Here is a 16,678-nt window from a genome sequence, read left to right on the forward strand (position 1 = left end):
GAATGCGTCGAAAGCATTTCCTGGCGACGGGGACGCTGCTCCTCGTCATGGTCTCCGTCGCAGCCGGAGTCGTGGCGAGCCGGGCGCCGTCGAATGATGACGAAAGCACGTACGGGTACCTCCGGCTCTTCAACGAGGTCCTGGCGCTCGTCAAGAACAGCTACGTCGAGGACGTTCCGCAGGACGATCTCATGAAGGGAGCGTACGCGGGGCTTCTCGCGTCTCTCGACGGCGAGAGCGAGTACGTGACGGCCGCCGAGTACCAGCAGATCACCGGCGGTGCCGGACAGAGTGACGCCGACGTGGGCATCTCGCTGACTCGCCGGGAGGGGGTTCTTTTCGTCGCCGCAGTTCTGTCGGGGACCGATGCTCAGGCCAAAGGGCTGCGCGTCGGGGACCAGATCCGCCGAATCGGCGAGCGTTCGTCCCGCGACATGACGCTCAGCGAGGCCGCGCGGGCGCTGCGCGGGCCGGGCGGGAGCAGCCTCGTCATCTCCGTGACGCGACGGGATGAGCCACGGCGGGAGGACGTCGAGGTCACGAGGCGGAGCTTGACACTGCCCTCGCCGCGGCTCGATCCCTCGCAGGATGGCGTCGCGATCGTGCGTATCCCTTCCTTCGGCTCGGGCACGACGAAGGCGCTCGCGGGCATCCTCGACCGACTGCAGAAAGAGAAACTGAAGAGGGCTGTCTTCGATCTGCGCGCCAACGCCTGGGGCGACGTCGACGAGGCCGTCCGATCGGCGACCCTTCTCGTGGGCCCGGCGACGATCGCGAAGATCCACGACCGGCGGGGAGGTGAAAAGGCCATCGCGGGCACCGGCGCCAGGAGCGCCTGGACCGGAGAAGCCCTCCTTCTCACCGACGCCGGAACCGCGCACGCCGCCGAGATCTTCGTGGGCGCGCTGGTCGACGCCGGCGTCGCGAAGCAGGGAGGGGAGACGACGCTCGGGCGCGGGGGTGAGCAGGAGATCCTGCCGCTCGCGAACGGGGACTACATCTCCCTGACGGTTCGCAAGTACGTGTCTCCGTCCGGAAAGGCCTGGCACGGGACGGGACTCGCGCCTACGGTGTCGCTGCCGTCCGATCCGAACGCGCCGTTCAAGGAGCGGGCCGATCGGCAACTCAGGAAAGCGGTCGACTGGTTCAAGGACTCGTCCCAGGGCGCCAAGGCCGCCTGAGACGCTGGAGGCGCGATTGGGGCGAACGATGAACGGCGTCGCCGCCGTGTGGCTGGTGGTCGTCGCGCTCACGGGATCGATCGCTGCATCGCCGGGCGCGCCGCCGGCCGCCGTGCTGCCGGCACCCGGATCGGCCGGGCATGCCGATTCCTATTACTACTACTGTCTTTTCCAGCAGTCTCTCATGCAACGCGACTACGGGCGCGCCCTGTCGTTCCTCGAAAAGGCCGCCGATGCGGATCCGAACGCCCCGCTCCTCGCGATGGAGCTGGGACGCGCGTACCTCGGAATGGACGAGCTCGATCGCGCGGAGTCGCAGGCGCGCCGCGCAGCCACGCTCGCTCCGGATTCGGTCGAGGCCAGGCGCCTCCTCGCGGAAATCTACAAGCAGTACGTCGCGCACGCCGACGACATCGACGACTCTCTCTTCGCCAGGGCGTCCGCCGCCTTCGCGGACCTCGTCGCGGCGGATCCGACGGACGGCGAGACGCGGATCGCGCTCGCGCGGCTCTATCTGTCCAAGGGGCTGTTCATGCAGGCGACGGAGATTCTGCGCGCGCAGATCGCCTCCGATCCGAACTCGGTGGACGCTTACTTCCTTCTGGGCGAGTCGCTCATCCGAACACGGCAGACCGACGAGGCCCGCAAGCTGCTCGGTGACGCCGCCAGACAGCATCCCGAGAATCCCGACCTTCAGCGGGCCCTGGGCGACGCGTTCGAGGCCTCGGGGGATCTCGACGCCGCGCTCGGGATTCGCCGCGCGCTGGCCGTCGCGCACAGCGATCGGCCGAGCCTCCGGTTCCAGCTCGCGCGCCTGCTGCTCAGGATGAAGCGATCCGACGAGGCTGCGGTGGAGGCCGAGGGCCTCCTCGTGTCCCTTCGAGGCGCGACCGCCGACGATGATCGCGACGTCGATCAACGAGCGACCTACATGCTTCTCATCGAGGCTCACAGCGACGGAGGGAGACTCGAGGAGGCCGTCAAGGCCTGCGACCGTGCGGAAAAAGAGTTTCCGACCGAGGCGAGGTTCACTCTGAAGAAGGCCGAGCTGCTCCTCCTGACGGGCCGGGAGGGTGACGCCGAAGCCCTCATCAAGGCGGTGGCGACGCGCGGCGGGGCCGACGGCCCCGGGAAACCGGAGGCGTCGGAAGTCTTCTTCCGGGCGGGCGCGACGAAGGAGCGCGATGGGGATATCGCGGCCGCCGAGCACTTCCTCCGTCGATCGATTGAGGCGGATCCCACCAATCATGCCGCGCTGAACTATCTGGGATTCCTCCTTGCGGATCGAGGCGAGAAGCTCCAGGAGTCGCTCGCGATGATTCAAAGGGCCCTGAGCCTCGACGAGGGGAACGGGGCGTACCTCGATTCGCTGGGATGGGCGCTCTACCGGCTCAGGCGCTACGACGAGGCGGAAGCTCCGCTCCGGGCGGCGGCGAGGGCGATCCCGGACGAAGCCGTCGTGCAGGACCACCTCGGGGATCTCTACTGGGCCGTCGGGCGCAAGGACGAGGCTGTGAGGGCATGGGAGGCCGCCATTCGAATCGGCATCGCGGATCCGGACTCCCTCAAGAAGAAAATCTCCCGGGCGGGCGCTACAGCCACACCGGGTCCATGAAGCTCGAGGCCGCGCTCGTCTGCGCCCTGGGTGCGGCCGCCTGTGCTCCTCTCCCGCCCGGTTCAAGCCCAAAGCTCCCACCGAGAGACGGGGGCGTCATGGTCTCGGAGTTCCGGGCCCGCGCCTGGGGCCCCGGACCGTCTTCGAGGTTTCGCGGAATACTGGCCTGGGATGAAAAGGGGCGCGTCCGGGCGGAAATCGCCGCGCCGTCGGTGGCGACGCCGCTCATCCTCGTCGTCACGCCTGAGGGGGTCCTCGCGGCCTCGGTCTCGGATCGGGCGTTTTACCGGGGCGACGCCGCCGCTCCGGTTCTGGAGAGGCTCGCCGGTATTCCGCTGTCGGCCCAACTCGTTCCCCGGCTGCTCGACCCTGAGGCGCCCCTCACGGAGGGGCCGTGCGTCGCGCGGCGCGGGCGGTATCGGACGATTGAGGATGCGCGACGGGTGGCGACTCGTCTGGCGGTCCGGTGCGACACGGGAGGCTTGAAACTGTTTCTGGACTCGCCGCGTGTCGCACCCGTCGCGGGGCGTGAACCCTTCGCGCTCGAGCCCGGGGCCGGGTTTCGCGCCACGACTCTGGACGATTTGGCCGCGACGATCGAATCCGCTCTCCGTGAGTCCCGATGAGCCGGCGCCCCGATGTTGGCAGCGCCGGTGATCCGGACTAAGGTGGGCGCCCCATGGCCGCCCGCCGCGTCGACATCGACTGCCACGCCAAGCTCAATCTCGGGTTGCGCGTCGAGCGTCTCCGTGCCGACGGATACCACGAGATTCGATCGGTGCTGCAGACGATCACCCTGCACGATACGCTCGTGGCCGAGGAGTCGGATCGAGTCACGCTCGAGATTCAGTGCGAGTGGGCGGCCGGCCCCGGCGGAGACGTGCCTTCGGGATCATCCAATCTGGTTCTGAAGGCCGCCGCCCAGCTCGAGAAACCCCTCGGGGGCCGCGGGGCCGCGATGCGGCTCACGAAACGGATCCCCCCGGGGACGGGCCTCGGCGCGGCCAGTGCCGATGCGGCCGCGACCCTGCTCGCCCTCGATCGGCTCCACGGCCTGACGCTGGATCCGACGGCACTCCATCGTGCCGCGGCCGCCGTGGGCTCGGATGTCCCTTTCTTTCTGTACGGAGGCGCCTGCCTCGCGCTCGGCCGGGGCGAAGAGGTGTACCCGCTGCCCGACGGCCCGAAGCTGTTCCTCGTCGTGATCTTCTCTCGATCTGGACTCGGCACTCCGGAGGTCTATCGGCGCTGGGACGGTTTGTTGACATCGACGGAGAAGGTAAGTAGAGTGAACGACTTCGCACCTTGGTGCCTGGTCATCCGGGGGCGCCAGCCAGTCGTCGTCAACGATCTCGAGCCGGCGGCGCTGGATCTGGAACCTCGATTGGGTGAGGTGCGATCCGCCCTCCTGGAGCGCGGGGCTTCCGCGGTTTCCATGACAGGAAGCGGATCCGCGTTCTTCGGGATCTTCGGCTCGGGGAACGAGGCCGAGAAGGCCGCGCTCAGCCTCAGGCGGGCCGGGCGCGCGGCGGTAACGGCGGAGAGCCTCGGGCGGCAGGACTGGGAGCGGGCGATCTGGCGCGGCGCCAGGTAAACGGCTCCGGTCACGGCGGCCCAGGAGTCGGGGCGATGGAAGTGACGGGAGTCCGGGTTTTTCCGGTCAACGAGGACAAGCTCAAGGCGTTCGTGAGCGTGATCTTCGACGACTGTTTCGTCGTCAGCGACATCAAGATCATCCACGGCAACAACGGCCTGTTCATCTCGATGCCCAGCAAGAAGAGGAAGAACGGAACATTCAGGGACATCGCGCACCCTCTCAACAACGAGACGCGTCGAATGCTCGAGGAGAAAATCCTCGCCAGGTACAATGAGGTCCTCGCGCAGCCCGCGTCCGAGCGTGCGTCGAACGATGGCGACGACGGGCCAATCGAGACGTCCGAGTCGACCCAGGACATCTTCTCCTGACGCGGTGGGGCGTCGTCAAGCGGTAAGACACTGGACTTTGAATCCAGCATTCGGAGGTTCGAATCCTCCCGCCCCAACCACCGCTCCGGCGGAGGTCGGGGCCGGGGGGAGGTAGATCGATGAAGCCGATGGATCGCGACATCAGGATCTTTTCGGGCAGCGCCAGCGCGACCCTCGCGAAGGCGATCTGCACGTACCTCGATCTGCCCCTCGGGCAGGCCAACCTCTCGCGGTTCTCGGACGGCGAGTGCTACTGCCAGATCCTCGAGAACGTCCGTGGAAGCGACGTCTTCGTCATCCAGTCGACGTGCCCTCCCGTGAACGACAACCTGATGGAGCTCCTCGTGATGCTGGACGCGTTCAAGCGCTCTTCCGCGTCGCGCATCACCGCCGTGATCCCCTACTACGGGTATGCGCGCCAGGATCGGAAGGACAAGCCGCGAGTCCCCATCTCAGCCAAACTCGTCGCGGATCTCATCACGGCGGCCGGCGCGGAGAGAATCCTCACCGTCGACCTTCATGCCCCGGCCATCCAGGGCTTCTTCAACATCCCCGTCGATCACCTTTTCGCCGCCCCCGTCTTCATCAACTTCATCGAGAAGCTGGCGCTGGAGAACCTCACCATCGTCAGCCCCGACGCCGGCGGCGTCGAGAGAGCCCGTGCCTACGCGAAGCGCCTGAACGCGTCGCTCGCCATCATCGACAAGCGCCGGGGCGAGGGAAACATCCCGAAGGTGATGCACCTCATCGGCGATGTGAAGGGGAGAAACGTCCTCATCGTGGACGACATCGTCGATACGGCAACGACGCTCTCCGAGTCGGCCCGCGCGCTCATCCGAGAGGACGCCCGGGGAGTCTACGGGTCGTTCACGCACGGCGTGCTGTCGGCCGGGGCGGTGGAAAAGCTCGCGGCGTCGAACCTCGTCCGCACGCTCGTCACCGATTCGATCCCCCTGTCAGACGAGAAGCGGGCGAAGGCCCGGATCGAAGTTCTCAGCGTCGCTGAGCTCCTGGGCGAGGCGATTTTCAGAATCCACAACAACTCCTCCGTGAGCAGCCTGTTCATCTGACGGAGGGGGCGACGGTACGGATCCGCCCGCGCCACGGGCGGAAAGGGTGACATCGTGTTGAGAGACGTGAAGATTGAGGCGGACGATCGGTCCCTCGCGGGGCGACGCGCGTCCCGAAAGCTCGCCCGAAAGGGCCTCATCCCGGGAGTGCTGTACGGCGGAGTCGACCAGCCGGTGATGTTCCAGGTCGATCCGAGAAAGCTCGACGCGATCCTGCACTCCGAGAGCGGCTCGAACACTCTGTTCAAATTCTCGCTCACCGGCGGCCGGTCGGACACCCTCGCGATGATTCGCGAGGTCCAGGTCGATCCGCTCTCCGGGCGCATGATCCATGCGGATCTGCTCCGAATCTCCATGGAGCGCGCCATCGAAGTCCGCGTCCCGATCCATCTCACCGGATCGGCGCGGGGCGTGAAGAATCAGGGAGGCATCCTCGACTTCGTCCTGCGCGAAGTCGTCGTCTCCTGCCTTCCGGGAGACATCCCCGAGCGCTTCGACGCGGACGTGACGGAGCTCGATCTTGGAAAGGCCGTGAAGGTCTCGGATCTCAAGATCCTCTCGAACATCAAGGTTCTCACGGATCCGACCAAGGCGATCGCGACGGTCGTCGCCCCGGCGGCGGAGAAATCCGCGGAGACCGCGGCAGCCGAAGCGGCGGCTGCCGGACCTGCGGAGCCCGAGGTCATCAAGAAGGGCAAGGCCGAGGCGGAGGGCGCGGAGCCCGCAGAGGGAGCCAAGGCCGCGGCCGGAAAGCCGACGGAGAAGGCTCCTGCGGCGAAAGCTCCGGCGGCCAAGCCCGACAAGGAAAAGGGAGGCGGGAAGAAGTAGCCTGGCGGTTTCGGAGTGCGCCTCGTCGTCGGCCTCGGCAACCCGGGCGAGCGCTACGCTCGAACGCGGCACAATGTGGGCTTCATGGCCGCGGAGGCGTTCCTGGGCCGGCACGGGCGCGGAACCGAACGGCTCGAGTCGGGTGCCCTCGTCGCCAACGCGCGATGGGCGGGAGCCGTGCTGCTGGTGGCGCGCCCTCAGCTCATGATGAACGTGTCGGGGCCGCCCGTGAAGGCGCTGTGCAGGAAGCACGGGGTGGCGGCCGGTGACGTCGTCGTCGCGTACGATGACGCGGACCTGCCGCTCGGTCGCGTTCGCGTGCGGCCGGACGGGCGTCCGGCGGGGCACAACGGAATGGCTTCGATCGTCGAAGCGCTCGGCACGCAGGCGATCCCGCGGGTGCGGCTTGGCATCGGGAGGCCCCGGCGGGAGGATGAAGGTCTCGCCGGGCACGTTCTCGAGACGTTCGGTGCGGACGAGATGGAGACCGTCGCCGCGATGATCGCGGAAGCGACGGAGGCACTCGAGGTCGTGCTGCGGGACGGTGTGAGAGAAGCTATGAATCGATTCAATCGACGACGGGACGAGGGCGGGACGGAAGCCTGAGCCGGACGTCTCCTTGCTCCCCGAAGTGTTCGGGGGGCTCTTAGCCACGAGGAGAGAGAATGCACGAGTACGAGACGATATTCATCATCCAGCCGAGCCTCACGGATGAGGACACCGAGGCCCTCGCCAAGGTGTTCGAGGGCGTGGTCGCCGAGCAGAAGGCCACGATGGTCAAGTCCGAGAGATGGGGAAAGAAGCGGCTGGCCTACCGTGTGAAGAACTGCTGGGAAGGGACGTACGTCTTCTTCGAGTACCTCGCCGAGCCGGCGGTCGTGACCGAGCTCGAGAGGCGCCTCCGGATTCACGAAAACATCCTGAAGTGGATCTCCGTCCGGAAGGACCCGCGCGCCGCGGCGGAGGAGGTGCGCAAGGCCGCGCGGCTCGCGAAGGCGCAGGCCGCTGGAATGCCGGGTCGAGACATGGACGATCGGGATCGAGATCGGGACAGGGACAGGGACAGGGACCGAGATCGGGATCGGGATCGGGGAGCGGACGATGGACGATAGGCGAGGGAAGGGGCGCGGCGCCAAGGACGGCAAGAAGGGCGGCTTCAAGAAGAAGTTCGTCTTCAAGCGCCGCAAGTTCTGCAAGTTCTGCGACGAGAAGGTCGAATTCATCGACTACAAGGACGTGCGCCTGCTGCAGGGCTTCATTCCGGAGCGCGGAAAGATCCTCCCGCGCAGAATCTCCGGAACGTGCTCGATGCACCAGCGCGGCCTGATGCACGCCATCAAGAGAGCGCGAAACATCGCGCTGCTCCCGTTCACCGCCGACTGAGCCGGCCGCCGGCACGAGGGACCCCATGAGAATCATCCTGCGTGAAGACGTCGAAAAGCTCGGGCGCCGAGGCGAGGTCGTGAAAGTGGCGCCCGGATACGGGAGGAACTACCTGCTGCCGAAGGGATTGGCCTATCTGCACACCGCGGGCAACGAGAAGCGCGTGGAGCAGGAGCGCCGGTTCCTCACCGTGAAACTCGCCAAGGAGAAGCAGGCGGCCGAGGAACTCTCCCGGCGCATCTCCCAGCTCTCGCTCACGATCGTCCGGAAGGTCGGCGAGAACGAGACGCTGTACGGGTCGGTGACGAACGGAGACATCGGAGAGGCGCTCGAGAAGGAAGGCTTCGGGATCGATAAGAGGAAGATCCTTCTTGAGGAACCGATCAAGACTCTCGGGATCTACACCGTTTCGGTCAGGCTCCACGCGGACGTGAACGCCGAGCTGAAAGTCTGGGTCGTCAAAGAGTAGAGGTCTCGCCCTGTCTCAGGAGAACCGGATGCAAAGCGGCGGTCGCACCGCGATGGCCTGCGCTCTCGCGTGGCTGATTCCCGGGGCGGGGCATCTCTACCTCGGGAGGAAGGCCAAGTCGATCATTTTCTTCGCCGTCGTCACCCTGACGTTCTTCTTCGGCCTGGCGATGGACGGCCGCGTCTACCTCGCGTCCCCGGAGCAGCCTCTCTCCTACCTCGCGACGTTTGCGAACCTCGGGGTGGGGCCTCTCGATCTCGTCGGCAGGCAGTTGTCCTACGAGCGCATCATCTTTCGCGTCCCGGAGGAGATCGACCGGGCGCTGTACGGCGAGGTTCTCGACCGAACCCGCCGACGGATTCTCGTGCCGACCCACGAATACGGAACGACCTTCATCCTGACCGCCGGGCTGATGAACATCCTCCTCATCCTCGACGTCTTCGACATCGGGGTGGGTCGCAAGACCTAGGGAGCCTCGATGCTCGGAAGTCACATGCTGACGCTCGTGCTCTTCGCCGGACTCGTGTCGGTCTTCTTCGCCACGCTCTCCCGCGACACGCTGAAGGAGGCGAGCCGCCTCGGCTCCGTCATGTTCGCCTCGATGGTGGGAGTCTCCCTGCTCATCGCGTACCTCATGTACTTCTTCCCTCTGGGCTGACGCGTGCCGAAATCGCCGGGACTTTCCGCGGCCTGGCGGTGGGGGCCCGCGTTGGTGTACGCCGCGCTGATCTCCTACGCTTCGTCGCAGCCCGGATTGACCGTTCCGTTCAACATCTGGGACAAGGCGGCGCACGCGACCGAGTACGGCGTCCTCGCGGCGCTGATCTGGCGCGCGATCGGCGGTTCGTTTTTCGCGGCGGCGACTCCGTGGCGCGCGGCGGGATACCTGGGGGCGTGCGGTCTGTACGGTGTCCTCGACGAGTTTCACCAGAGCTTCGTTCCCGGACGCGACGCGAGCGCCCTCGACGTGACCGCGGACGTTGTGGGAGCCGCGGCCGTCCTCGCGGCCCTGTGGATCGTGTCCTCGGTCCGGCGCGTGAGGCGCGACCGCCGGACGAGCCCGCCGCAGGCGCAGCCGGAGATCTGCCTCCTGTCGAGGCCCGGGTGCGGTCTCTGCGACGAAGCGGAGCGGGTCATCCTCGATGTCCGGGCGGAGATCCCCTTCGGATACCGGAAGGTCGACGTCCGCACAGATCCTGAGCTCGAGCGGATTTACGGAGACGAGTTGCCGGTCGTCCTCATGTCCGGCCGGAAGATCTTCAAGTTCAGAGTCGACGCCGGACACCTGCGGCGGCGGCTCCTCAGGGCTTCCAGCGAGGTGCTGTGATGGGTGAGCGATCGATCGCGGTGGTTCCCGGAGACGGAATCGGCGTCGACGTGACGCGGGAGGCCGTCAAGGTCCTCAGGTGCGTCGGCGACGTCCTCGGAGTGCCGTTCAGACTTCACGAATTCGACTACAACGCCGACCGCTACCTCAAGACCGGCGTCACGATGCCGCCGGGAGGGCTGGACGAGCTGCGGACGTTCGATGCGATTTTCATGGGGGCGTTCGGCGATCCGCGGGTTCCCGACATGAAGCATGCCGCGGACATCCTTCTGGGCACGCGCTTCGGCCTCGATCTCTACATCAACCATCGGCCGATCAAGCTCCTCCACGAGCCCCTCTGCCCGCTCAAGGGCCGCAAGCGCGCCGACGTGGACTTCGTCGTCTTCCGCGAGAACACCGAAGGGCTCTACGTGGGAATGGGCGGAATCTTCAAGAAGGGGACGCCGGACGAAATCGCGACGCAGATCGATGTCAACACGCGGAAGGGGGTCGAACGGATCATCCGCCACGCGTTCGAGTACGCCAGGGCCAGGGGGCGACGGCGCGTCTGCATGAGCGACAAGGCCAACGTTCTCACGTTCGGGCACGATCTGTGGCAGCGCGTCTTCAGGACGGTCGCGGCGGAGTACGCCGAGATCGAGGCCAGCCACCTCTACGTCGACGCGCTCACGATGCAGATGGTGAAGGATCCATCGCAGTTCGGCGTCATCGTCACGTGCAACATGTTCGGGGACATCGTCACCGACCTCGGCGCGGCCATCCAGGGCGGCCTCGGCCTCGCGGCATCCGGCAACATCAACCCCCGGGGCGCCTCGATGTTCGAGCCGGTCCACGGCTCGGCGCCCAAGTACGCCGGGAAGGACGTGGCGAATCCACTGGGGGCCATCCTGACCGTGCAGCTCATGCTGGATCACCTCGGTCTCACCGCGGCGGCAGGGTGGATCGAGGCGGCCGTCGTCGACTGCATGGAGCACGGGCGCACGACGAAGGATCTCGGGGGATCGCTGGGCACCGCCGCGGCGGGTGACGCCGTCTGCGCCGCCATCCGTCGCGTCGCGAAGTAGGATTTCGGTCCGACGGGATCAGTTCGAGGGGGAGGGGACAGCGGGAGGGACCCGCTTGCCGGGCCCGAGCCCCACCACCCGGCTCGTCTCCTCGCCGTATTTCGCCAGGGCGATGGCCACGTGCGAGCCCGACGCGACCGGGGCGGAGACGAATCGCGCGGCCTCGGGAAGCGTGAAGCTTCCCGCCCCCCGTCCCTCCGGAAGTCGGAAAGCGTCCAGCCGCGTGGATTGGGGTCCCGCGACGAAAACGAGGTCGCCGAGAACGGCGGCAGGGCCCGGGCGTCGATCGAGCCGCGCCCGAAAGACGAGATGGCCGTTCCCTCTCTGAAACGCGTAGAGGAACGTATCCTTCGACGGGAAGAGGACATCCCCCTTGTAGGTCTCGGCCGGTGCCGCCGGGTCGGCGCCGCTTCGAACGCGCCACTTGAGCGAGGCGTGTCTGCGGTAGAGCCTCAGAGCGTGCAGCTGATTGTCGGCGGTCGCGACGTAGATCCGGTTGCCCGAGCACGTCGGCGTGGCGCGCAACGGGGAGCCGAGGTTCTTGCGCGTGCGCGTCTCGCCGGTCTCGAGATCGAGCCCGACCAGGCGCCCGTCCTCCGTTCCGACGATCACGCGCCCCGCGCAGACGGCCGGTCCCGCCCCGGGGGGCGAGGGAAGCCGCGTCTCCCAGCGAGGGGCCTCAGAGCCCGCGGCGTAGGCCCGGACCAGCCCCGCCCTGGAGACGGCGAGAACCCGGCCCCGCGTGGTGGCGAGCATCACGTCGTCCCACCCGGTCACGAGGCGCGCCACCACGGATCCCGAGCGAAGCGCCACCAGCTCCACGATGCCGCCCTCGATCGGTACGGCCGCCAGATCGCTGTCGGGCTGATCCGCGGGACCGGAGCCGGTGACGATCGTCCCGGCGATTCGCCCGCCGATATCGATCGTCCACACCGGCACTCCGTCGTCGGCGCCGAGCTTGCGCAGCTCGCCGGCGGGGGTCGCCACGAGGAAACCCCCTGGCACCCCCACGACCTGAACTCCCGCCGCCGCGGCGACCGTCACCGTCCAGTCGGGGGAGAGGGCGCCGCCGGGCTCGGGATTCGTCGCCGGTGCGTGGCGGGCGCAGCCGCCGACGGCGAGGGTCATGGCGAGAAGCTGAACGGCGATCGAAGTGCGCGCTGATGTCACGGGAGATCTCCGGAAGGCGCGCCATTATAGCGGCGGTAGAGGCCTCGGAAGGCCTGTGGTACTCTCACGCGCCGCCGCCTCGAGGCGGCGAGGGAGCGTGAAGAGTGCCGTTGAAGCGTGACACACCGTGCGGCTCGCTGGCGCGCGGGGACATCGGCAGGACGGTCGTCCTCACAGGCTGGGTGCACCGCCGGCGGGACCACGGCAACCTGATATTCGTCGACCTCCGGGATCGCTCCGGCCTGTGCCAGATCGTGTTCCGGCCGGAGGAGAGCGAGGCGGCTCACCGGCTCGCGAAAGATCTTCGATCCGAGTACGTCGTCGCGGTCGCGGGGAAGGTCGTCGCACGCGACGAGTCGAACCAGAACAGGAACCTCCCGACGGGCGAGATCGAGCTCGTCGCCGCCGAACTCGAGCTGCTCAACCGCGCGGAGCCGATCCCGTTCCAGCTCGACGAAGCCGAGGAGGTCTCGGAGGATCTGAGGCTCAAGTATCGCTTCATCGATCTGCGGCGTCCGCGGCTCCAGCGCATCCTGGGGCTCCGGCACCGCATCGCGATCGCCGTGCGCAACTATCTTGACACGAGGGGATTTCTCGAGATCGAGACGCCCATGCTCACGCGCTCCACCCCGGAGGGCGCGCGGGATTACGTCGTTCCGTCGCGCGTCCACCCGGGGTCCTTCTACGCGCTCCCCCAGTCTCCTCAGCTCTTCAAGCAGCTCTTCATGGTCGCCGGCTTCGAGCGGTACTTCCAGATCGTCAGGTGCTTTCGCGACGAGGACCTGCGGGCCGATCGCCAGCCGGAGTTCACGCAGATCGACATCGAGGCCTCGTTCATCGAGCCTCCGTTCATCCACGAGCTCGTCGAAGGGATGATGAAGGAGATCTTCGCCGCCGCGGAGCGGCCGTTCCCCGCGACCATCCACCGCCTGACGTACCGCGAGGCGATGGACTCGTACGGCACGGACGCGCCCGACCTGCGCTACGGGCTCCTCATCCACGACATCACCGCGAAGACGAAGGACGGGCCGCACAGGATCTTCTCCGAGGCCGCGGCGCGGGGCCAGTACGTGCGGGGCATGGCCTTTCCCGGCGGGGCGAAGCTCTCGCGCAAGGAGATCGACGAGCTGGAGGAGCACGCGAAGCGGTTCGGAGCGGCCGGTCTCGCGTGGATGAAGCGCGCGAACGGAGAGCTCGCCGGGCCGGCCGCGAAGGGACTTGCCGGGACGGCGGGATCGATTGCCGAGGCGCTCGGGCTCGAGGAAGGCGGCATCGCGTTCCTCGTCGCCGGAGACCGGGATCCCTCCGCGCGCGTGCTCGGTGAAGTCCGCAAGGAGATCTCGCGGCGCGAGAAGCTCACCGCGGGGAAACCGTGGGCGCTCGCCTGGGTCGTTGACTTTCCGCTGTTCGAGGTCCGGCCGGAGGACAGGCGCATCGTTTCCTGCCACCATCCGTTCACTTCGCCGCTGCCCGAGGATCTCGCCATCCTCGAGACGCAGCCGCTGTCGGTCCGCGCGCGCGCGTACGACATCGTCCTCAACGGCTGGGAGCTGGGCGGGGGGAGTATCCGGATCCACGACGAGGAGACGCAGCGGCGAGTCTTCAAGCTCCTGAACCTCACTCCCGAGCAGTCGGAGGAGAAGTTCGGCTTCTTTCTCGGAGCGCTTCGCTACGGGGCGCCCCCGCACGGGGGCATCGCACTCGGGCTCGACCGGATCGTGGCGCTGATGACGGAGTCCCCTTCTCTGCGGGACGTCATCGCCTTCCCGAAGACGACCTCGGCCACGTGCCTGATGACGCGATCGCCGGCGCCCATCGAGCAGGACCAGCTCGACGACCTGCACATCAGGGTCGTCGCGCCGGCGAAGCCGTGAACGGCCGCGAGCCGACGGCGAGGAAGCTGGAGGTCTCCGAGAAGAGCCTGCGCGGTCTCTTCGGAACCAGGGACAGCCACCTCAAGTTCCTCGAATCGCACTTCGGCGTCGAAATCACGGCGCGGGGACGCGAGATCACCGTGCGCGGCGACGCGTCCAAGGTGGATCTCGTCGCGGAGATCCTGACGCAGCTCGCCGGCTTCGTGGGGCAGGGGAACTCCCTCTCCGAGACCGATCTCGTCTACGCCGCGCGCGTCATGGAGGAGAAGGGCACCGGCGATCTGGGCCGCCTGCTCCCGTCGTCGGTCCGCGCTTCGACGAAGAAGAGCGTGTCGCCGAGGAGCCCGAACCAGGCCCGATACCTCGATGCGATCCGGACGCACGACATGGTCTTCGGCATCGGGCCGGCCGGCACCGGCAAGACGTACCTCGCCGTGGCGATGGCCCTCGCCGCCCTGACCGAGCGAAGGGTCGAGCGCATCGTCCTGGCCCGCCCGGCGGTCGAAGCCGGCGAGCGGCTGGGATTCCTCCCGGGAGACATGGCGCAGAAGGTCGAGCCGTACCTTCGTCCGCTGTACGACGCGATCTTCGATCTGCAGCTCAAGGACGAGGCGGATCGACTGCTCGAGAAAGGGACGATCGAGGTGGCGCCGCTCGCGTTCATGCGCGGCCGGAGCCTCAACGACTCGTTCGTGATTCTCGACGAGGCGCAGAACACGACCTCGGAGCAGATGAAGATGTTCCTCACTCGAATCGGCTTCCGCTCCAAGGCGGTCATCACGGGAGACGTGACCCAGATCGACCTGCCGGCGGGGAAGGTGTCGGGCCTCGTCGAGTCCCAGGCCGTCGTGGGCGGCGTCACCGGAATCGAGTTCGTCTACTTCGACGACAAGGACGTGGTCCGCCACCCCCTGGTGCAGCGGATCATCGTCGCCTACGAGAGCTACGAGAAGGGACGCGAGGCCCGGGCCGCGACGGGGGACGCGGGCGGCGGCCCGGAGGGATCGACGACATCGTCGTGACCGTCGTCCAGCGAGGAGGGCGCGCGCCGCTCTCCAGCCCCGCCATACGGCGGCTCCTGACGGCCGCCGGAAGAAGCGTCGGAGGCCCGCTCGGGGAGGTCACCGTTCTCTTCACCGGCGATGCGGAGCTCCGCCGCCTGAACGCCGCCTTCCGGGGCAAGAACCGCCCCACGGATGTCCTTTCCTTTCCGGACGGCCGGGCCTCGTCCCCGCGAGAGGCTCCCCGCATCGGCGACATCGCGATCTCGCTGCCCGCCGCGCGCCGCAACGCGACGCGGGCCGGCCACGGCCTCCGTCGCGAGGTGCGGCAGCTTCTCATCCATGGATTCCTACACCTCCTCGGCTACGATCACGAGGTGGATGGAGGGGAAATGCACGAGCTCGAGCGCGCGCTCCACGAGAGACTCGGGGGCCCCTGACGATGCAGCCATGGGAGATCGCCTCGCTCGCGGCGCTGTTCGCCATCTACGTGGGAACGGCGGTCTTCCGCTCGGCGCACGCGTCGCTGAGCCCGGTGAGCCTGCGGCGGATTCTCTCGGACGACGGTCGTCGCAAAGGCGGGGGCGCGGCGGACCTCCTCGGCATCCGGGTGGCGTTCGATTTCGTCCACCACCTCACGCTCATCGCGGCGTCGGTGCTGCTGGTCGCGTCGGAGCGGGATGCCGGCGCGACGCATCCGTACCTGACGAGCGTCGGGTATCTGGTCGCGGGATCGCTGATCGCGCAGTTGGGAGGGAGGGCGCTCGCGCTTGCCAACCCGGAGCGGGCCTTCGCCGTCACCTGGAGCGTCGCCGCGCTCCTCTACGGGATCTTCTTCTTCGTCGCGCGTCCCCTGATCGCGGCGCTGGAGAAACTGAGGCTGTCGGCGCGGCGCGCGTGGGCGGAGGAGGAGCCGGAGGCCGCCGCCGAGGAGATCGAGGCCCTGATCGAGACCGGACGGAGCGAGGGGCTGCTCGAAGTCGAGGAGGGGCGGTTGATCCGGCAGGTCATCGACTTTCACGACCGGGTCGTGAGCGAACTGATGACGCCGCGGACCGAGATCGTCGCCCTCCCCGTCGACGCGACGATTCGAGAGCTCAGAGAGCTCATGGTCCGGGAGAAGCACTCGCGCGTGCCGGTGTATCGCGGGCAGATCGACAGCATCGAGGGCATGGTGTACTTGCGGGATCTCCTGGCGTGCTGGGGGACGGTCGAGGACGGGGCTTCCATCTCCGCGTTGATCAAGCCGGCCCATTTCGTCCCCGAGACGAAGCAGGTCGCGGAGCTTCTGCGTGAGCTCCAGCGGAGCCGGACCCAGATCGCGGTGGTCATCGACGAGTACGGGGGCACGGCCGGCGTCGTCACGATCGAAGATCTTCTCGAGGAGATCGTCGGCGAGATCCAGGAGGAGCACGAGGGCGAGGAGCCGACCGTGGCGCCGGACGGGGAAGGGCGGTTCCTGCTCCGGGGCACCGCGACGATCGACGAGCTCAACGCGGCGCTCGGCATCGAGCTTCCTTCGGAGGGGTACGAGACGGTGTCAGGGCTGATCCAGAGCGTGCTCGGACGGATCCCGCGCGCCGGTGAATCGGTGCGGCAACCGGGAGTCCGGCTCGAGATTCTCAAGGCCGACAGCCGCCGGATCCTCTCGGTCCGCGCGGTCCGGGCGAGCGCCGGCGAGTCGTCCGCCCCCCCTGGGCATGTTTCATGAGCCGCGCTGGAGAGAGTGAG

19 protein-coding genes and 1 tRNA gene are annotated in these 16,678 nt (G+C 67.6%); 19 read left to right on the forward strand and 1 reads right to left on the reverse strand.

Annotation, left to right across the window (positions count from 1 at the left end; translation table 11 throughout):
- Positions 1–2 precede the first annotated feature (2 nt).
- From HY049_18875 to HY049_18945, 15 genes are all read left to right on the forward strand, one after another.
- The gene (locus HY049_18875) at positions 3–1,181 is read left to right on the forward strand and encodes a PDZ domain-containing protein (protein ID MBI3450965.1); all 1,179 of its coding nucleotides are present in this window, start codon (positions 3–5) and stop codon (positions 1,179–1,181) included.
- A gap of 16 nt (positions 1,182–1,197) precedes the next feature.
- On the forward strand, positions 1,198–2,796 hold the full coding sequence (locus HY049_18880) for a tetratricopeptide repeat protein (GenBank protein ID MBI3450966.1): 1,599 nt from the start codon (positions 1,198–1,200) through the stop codon (positions 2,794–2,796).
- 679 nt (positions 2,797–3,475) lie between these two features.
- Positions 3,476–4,390 carry a 4-(cytidine 5'-diphospho)-2-C-methyl-D-erythritol kinase gene (ispE, locus tag HY049_18885; protein MBI3450967.1) on the forward strand — a complete coding sequence of 305 codons (915 nt, stop codon included), beginning with the start codon at positions 3,476–3,478 and terminating at the stop codon, positions 4,388–4,390.
- 35 nt (positions 4,391–4,425) lie between these two features.
- A complete protein-coding gene (gene spoVG / locus HY049_18890; GenBank protein MBI3450968.1) occupies positions 4,426–4,761 on the forward strand; it encodes a septation regulator SpoVG in 336 nt (111 codons plus the stop codon).
- 5 nt (positions 4,762–4,766) lie between these two features.
- Positions 4,767–4,841: transfer RNA gene (locus HY049_18895), tRNA-Gln, on the forward strand.
- 48 nt (positions 4,842–4,889) lie between these two features.
- Positions 4,890–5,831 (forward strand): ribose-phosphate pyrophosphokinase, encoded by a 942-nt coding sequence (locus tag HY049_18900; GenBank protein MBI3450969.1) that lies wholly within the window; start codon positions 4,890–4,892, stop codon positions 5,829–5,831.
- Between the two features lie 66 nt (positions 5,832–5,897).
- Complete coding sequence (locus HY049_18905) at positions 5,898–6,659, forward strand: 50S ribosomal protein L25 (protein ID MBI3450970.1); 762 nt, start codon at positions 5,898–5,900, stop codon at positions 6,657–6,659.
- A gap of 15 nt (positions 6,660–6,674) precedes the next feature.
- Complete coding sequence (locus tag HY049_18910; protein ID MBI3450971.1) at positions 6,675–7,265, forward strand: aminoacyl-tRNA hydrolase; 591 nt, start codon at positions 6,675–6,677, stop codon at positions 7,263–7,265.
- A gap of 59 nt (positions 7,266–7,324) precedes the next feature.
- Positions 7,325–7,771, forward strand: a complete 447-nt coding sequence (gene rpsF / locus HY049_18915; protein MBI3450972.1) for a 30S ribosomal protein S6 — start codon at positions 7,325–7,327, stop codon at positions 7,769–7,771.
- Positions 7,761–8,042, forward strand: a complete 282-nt coding sequence (locus tag HY049_18920; GenBank protein ID MBI3450973.1) for a 30S ribosomal protein S18 — start codon at positions 7,761–7,763, stop codon at positions 8,040–8,042. The genes rpsF and HY049_18920 overlap by 11 nt, the downstream gene beginning before the upstream one ends.
- A gap of 25 nt (positions 8,043–8,067) precedes the next feature.
- Positions 8,068–8,511 (forward strand): 50S ribosomal protein L9, encoded by a 444-nt coding sequence (locus tag HY049_18925; GenBank protein ID MBI3450974.1) that lies wholly within the window; start codon positions 8,068–8,070, stop codon positions 8,509–8,511.
- Positions 8,512–8,539: 28 nt separating this feature from the next.
- A complete protein-coding gene (locus HY049_18930) occupies positions 8,540–8,980 on the forward strand; it encodes a hypothetical protein (protein ID MBI3450975.1) in 441 nt (146 codons plus the stop codon).
- A 9-nt stretch (positions 8,981–8,989) separates the two neighbouring features.
- Positions 8,990–9,169 (forward strand): hypothetical protein, encoded by a 180-nt coding sequence (locus HY049_18935; GenBank protein MBI3450976.1) that lies wholly within the window; start codon positions 8,990–8,992, stop codon positions 9,167–9,169.
- 3 nt (positions 9,170–9,172) lie between these two features.
- Positions 9,173–9,838 (forward strand): VanZ family protein, encoded by a 666-nt coding sequence (vanZ, locus tag HY049_18940; protein ID MBI3450977.1) that lies wholly within the window; start codon positions 9,173–9,175, stop codon positions 9,836–9,838.
- Entirely contained in the window at positions 9,838–10,902 is a 1,065-nt protein-coding gene (locus HY049_18945) for a 3-isopropylmalate dehydrogenase (protein MBI3450978.1), read from the forward strand. The genes vanZ and HY049_18945 overlap by 1 nt, the downstream gene beginning before the upstream one ends.
- A gap of 18 nt (positions 10,903–10,920) precedes the next feature.
- Here HY049_18945 and HY049_18950 read toward each other — a convergent pair whose 3' ends face one another.
- Positions 10,921–12,072: a PQQ-binding-like beta-propeller repeat protein gene (locus tag HY049_18950; GenBank protein MBI3450979.1), complete on the reverse strand. Its 1,152-nt coding sequence runs from the start codon at positions 12,070–12,072 to the stop codon at positions 10,921–10,923.
- Positions 12,073–12,182: 110 nt separating this feature from the next.
- Between HY049_18950 and aspS the strand changes: the two genes are divergently transcribed.
- From aspS to HY049_18970, 4 genes are all read left to right on the forward strand, one after another.
- Positions 12,183–13,946 carry an aspartate--tRNA ligase gene (aspS, locus tag HY049_18955; GenBank protein MBI3450980.1) on the forward strand — a complete coding sequence of 588 codons (1,764 nt, stop codon included), beginning with the start codon at positions 12,183–12,185 and terminating at the stop codon, positions 13,944–13,946.
- Between the two features lie 257 nt (positions 13,947–14,203).
- Positions 14,204–14,968, forward strand: coding sequence for a PhoH family protein (locus HY049_18960; GenBank protein MBI3450981.1), 765 nt, complete (start codon positions 14,204–14,206; stop codon positions 14,966–14,968).
- A complete protein-coding gene (ybeY, locus tag HY049_18965; protein MBI3450982.1) occupies positions 14,959–15,387 on the forward strand; it encodes an rRNA maturation RNase YbeY in 429 nt (142 codons plus the stop codon). The genes HY049_18960 and ybeY overlap by 10 nt, the downstream gene beginning before the upstream one ends.
- Before the next feature lie 2 nt (positions 15,388–15,389).
- Positions 15,390–16,658 carry an HlyC/CorC family transporter gene (locus tag HY049_18970; GenBank protein ID MBI3450983.1) on the forward strand — a complete coding sequence of 423 codons (1,269 nt, stop codon included), beginning with the start codon at positions 15,390–15,392 and terminating at the stop codon, positions 16,656–16,658.
- Positions 16,659–16,678 lie beyond the last annotated feature (20 nt).

The sequence above is a fragment of the Acidobacteriota bacterium genome (genome assembly GCA_016195325.1).
Taxonomy (GTDB): Bacteria; Acidobacteriota; Polarisedimenticolia; order JACPZX01; family JACPZX01; genus JACPZX01.

Excerpts from the sequence above, each read along its gene's own strand:
- HY049_18960 (MBI3450981.1), top strand. The coding sequence starts at position 14,204 with ATGGAGGAGAAGGGCACCGGCGATCTGGGCCGCCTGCTCCCGTCGTCG.
- HY049_18930 (MBI3450975.1), top strand. The coding sequence starts at position 8,540 with ATGCAAAGCGGCGGTCGCACCGCGATGGCCTGCGCTCTCGCGTGGCTG.
- HY049_18935 (MBI3450976.1), top strand. The coding sequence starts at position 8,990 with ATGCTCGGAAGTCACATGCTGACGCTCGTGCTCTTCGCCGGACTCGTG.
- ispE (MBI3450967.1), top strand. The coding sequence starts at position 3,476 with ATGGCCGCCCGCCGCGTCGACATCGACTGCCACGCCAAGCTCAATCTC.
- HY049_18970 (MBI3450983.1), top strand. The coding sequence starts at position 15,390 with ATGCAGCCATGGGAGATCGCCTCGCTCGCGGCGCTGTTCGCCATCTAC.
- HY049_18925 (MBI3450974.1), top strand. The coding sequence starts at position 8,068 with ATGAGAATCATCCTGCGTGAAGACGTCGAAAAGCTCGGGCGCCGAGGC.
- rpsF (MBI3450972.1), top strand. The coding sequence starts at position 7,325 with ATGCACGAGTACGAGACGATATTCATCATCCAGCCGAGCCTCACGGAT.
- HY049_18945 (MBI3450978.1), top strand. The coding sequence starts at position 9,838 with ATGGGTGAGCGATCGATCGCGGTGGTTCCCGGAGACGGAATCGGCGTC.
- HY049_18875 (MBI3450965.1), top strand. The coding sequence starts at position 3 with ATGCGTCGAAAGCATTTCCTGGCGACGGGGACGCTGCTCCTCGTCATG.
- HY049_18920 (MBI3450973.1), top strand. The coding sequence starts at position 7,761 with ATGGACGATAGGCGAGGGAAGGGGCGCGGCGCCAAGGACGGCAAGAAG.
- HY049_18900 (MBI3450969.1), top strand. The coding sequence starts at position 4,890 with ATGGATCGCGACATCAGGATCTTTTCGGGCAGCGCCAGCGCGACCCTC.
- spoVG (MBI3450968.1), top strand. The coding sequence starts at position 4,426 with ATGGAAGTGACGGGAGTCCGGGTTTTTCCGGTCAACGAGGACAAGCTC.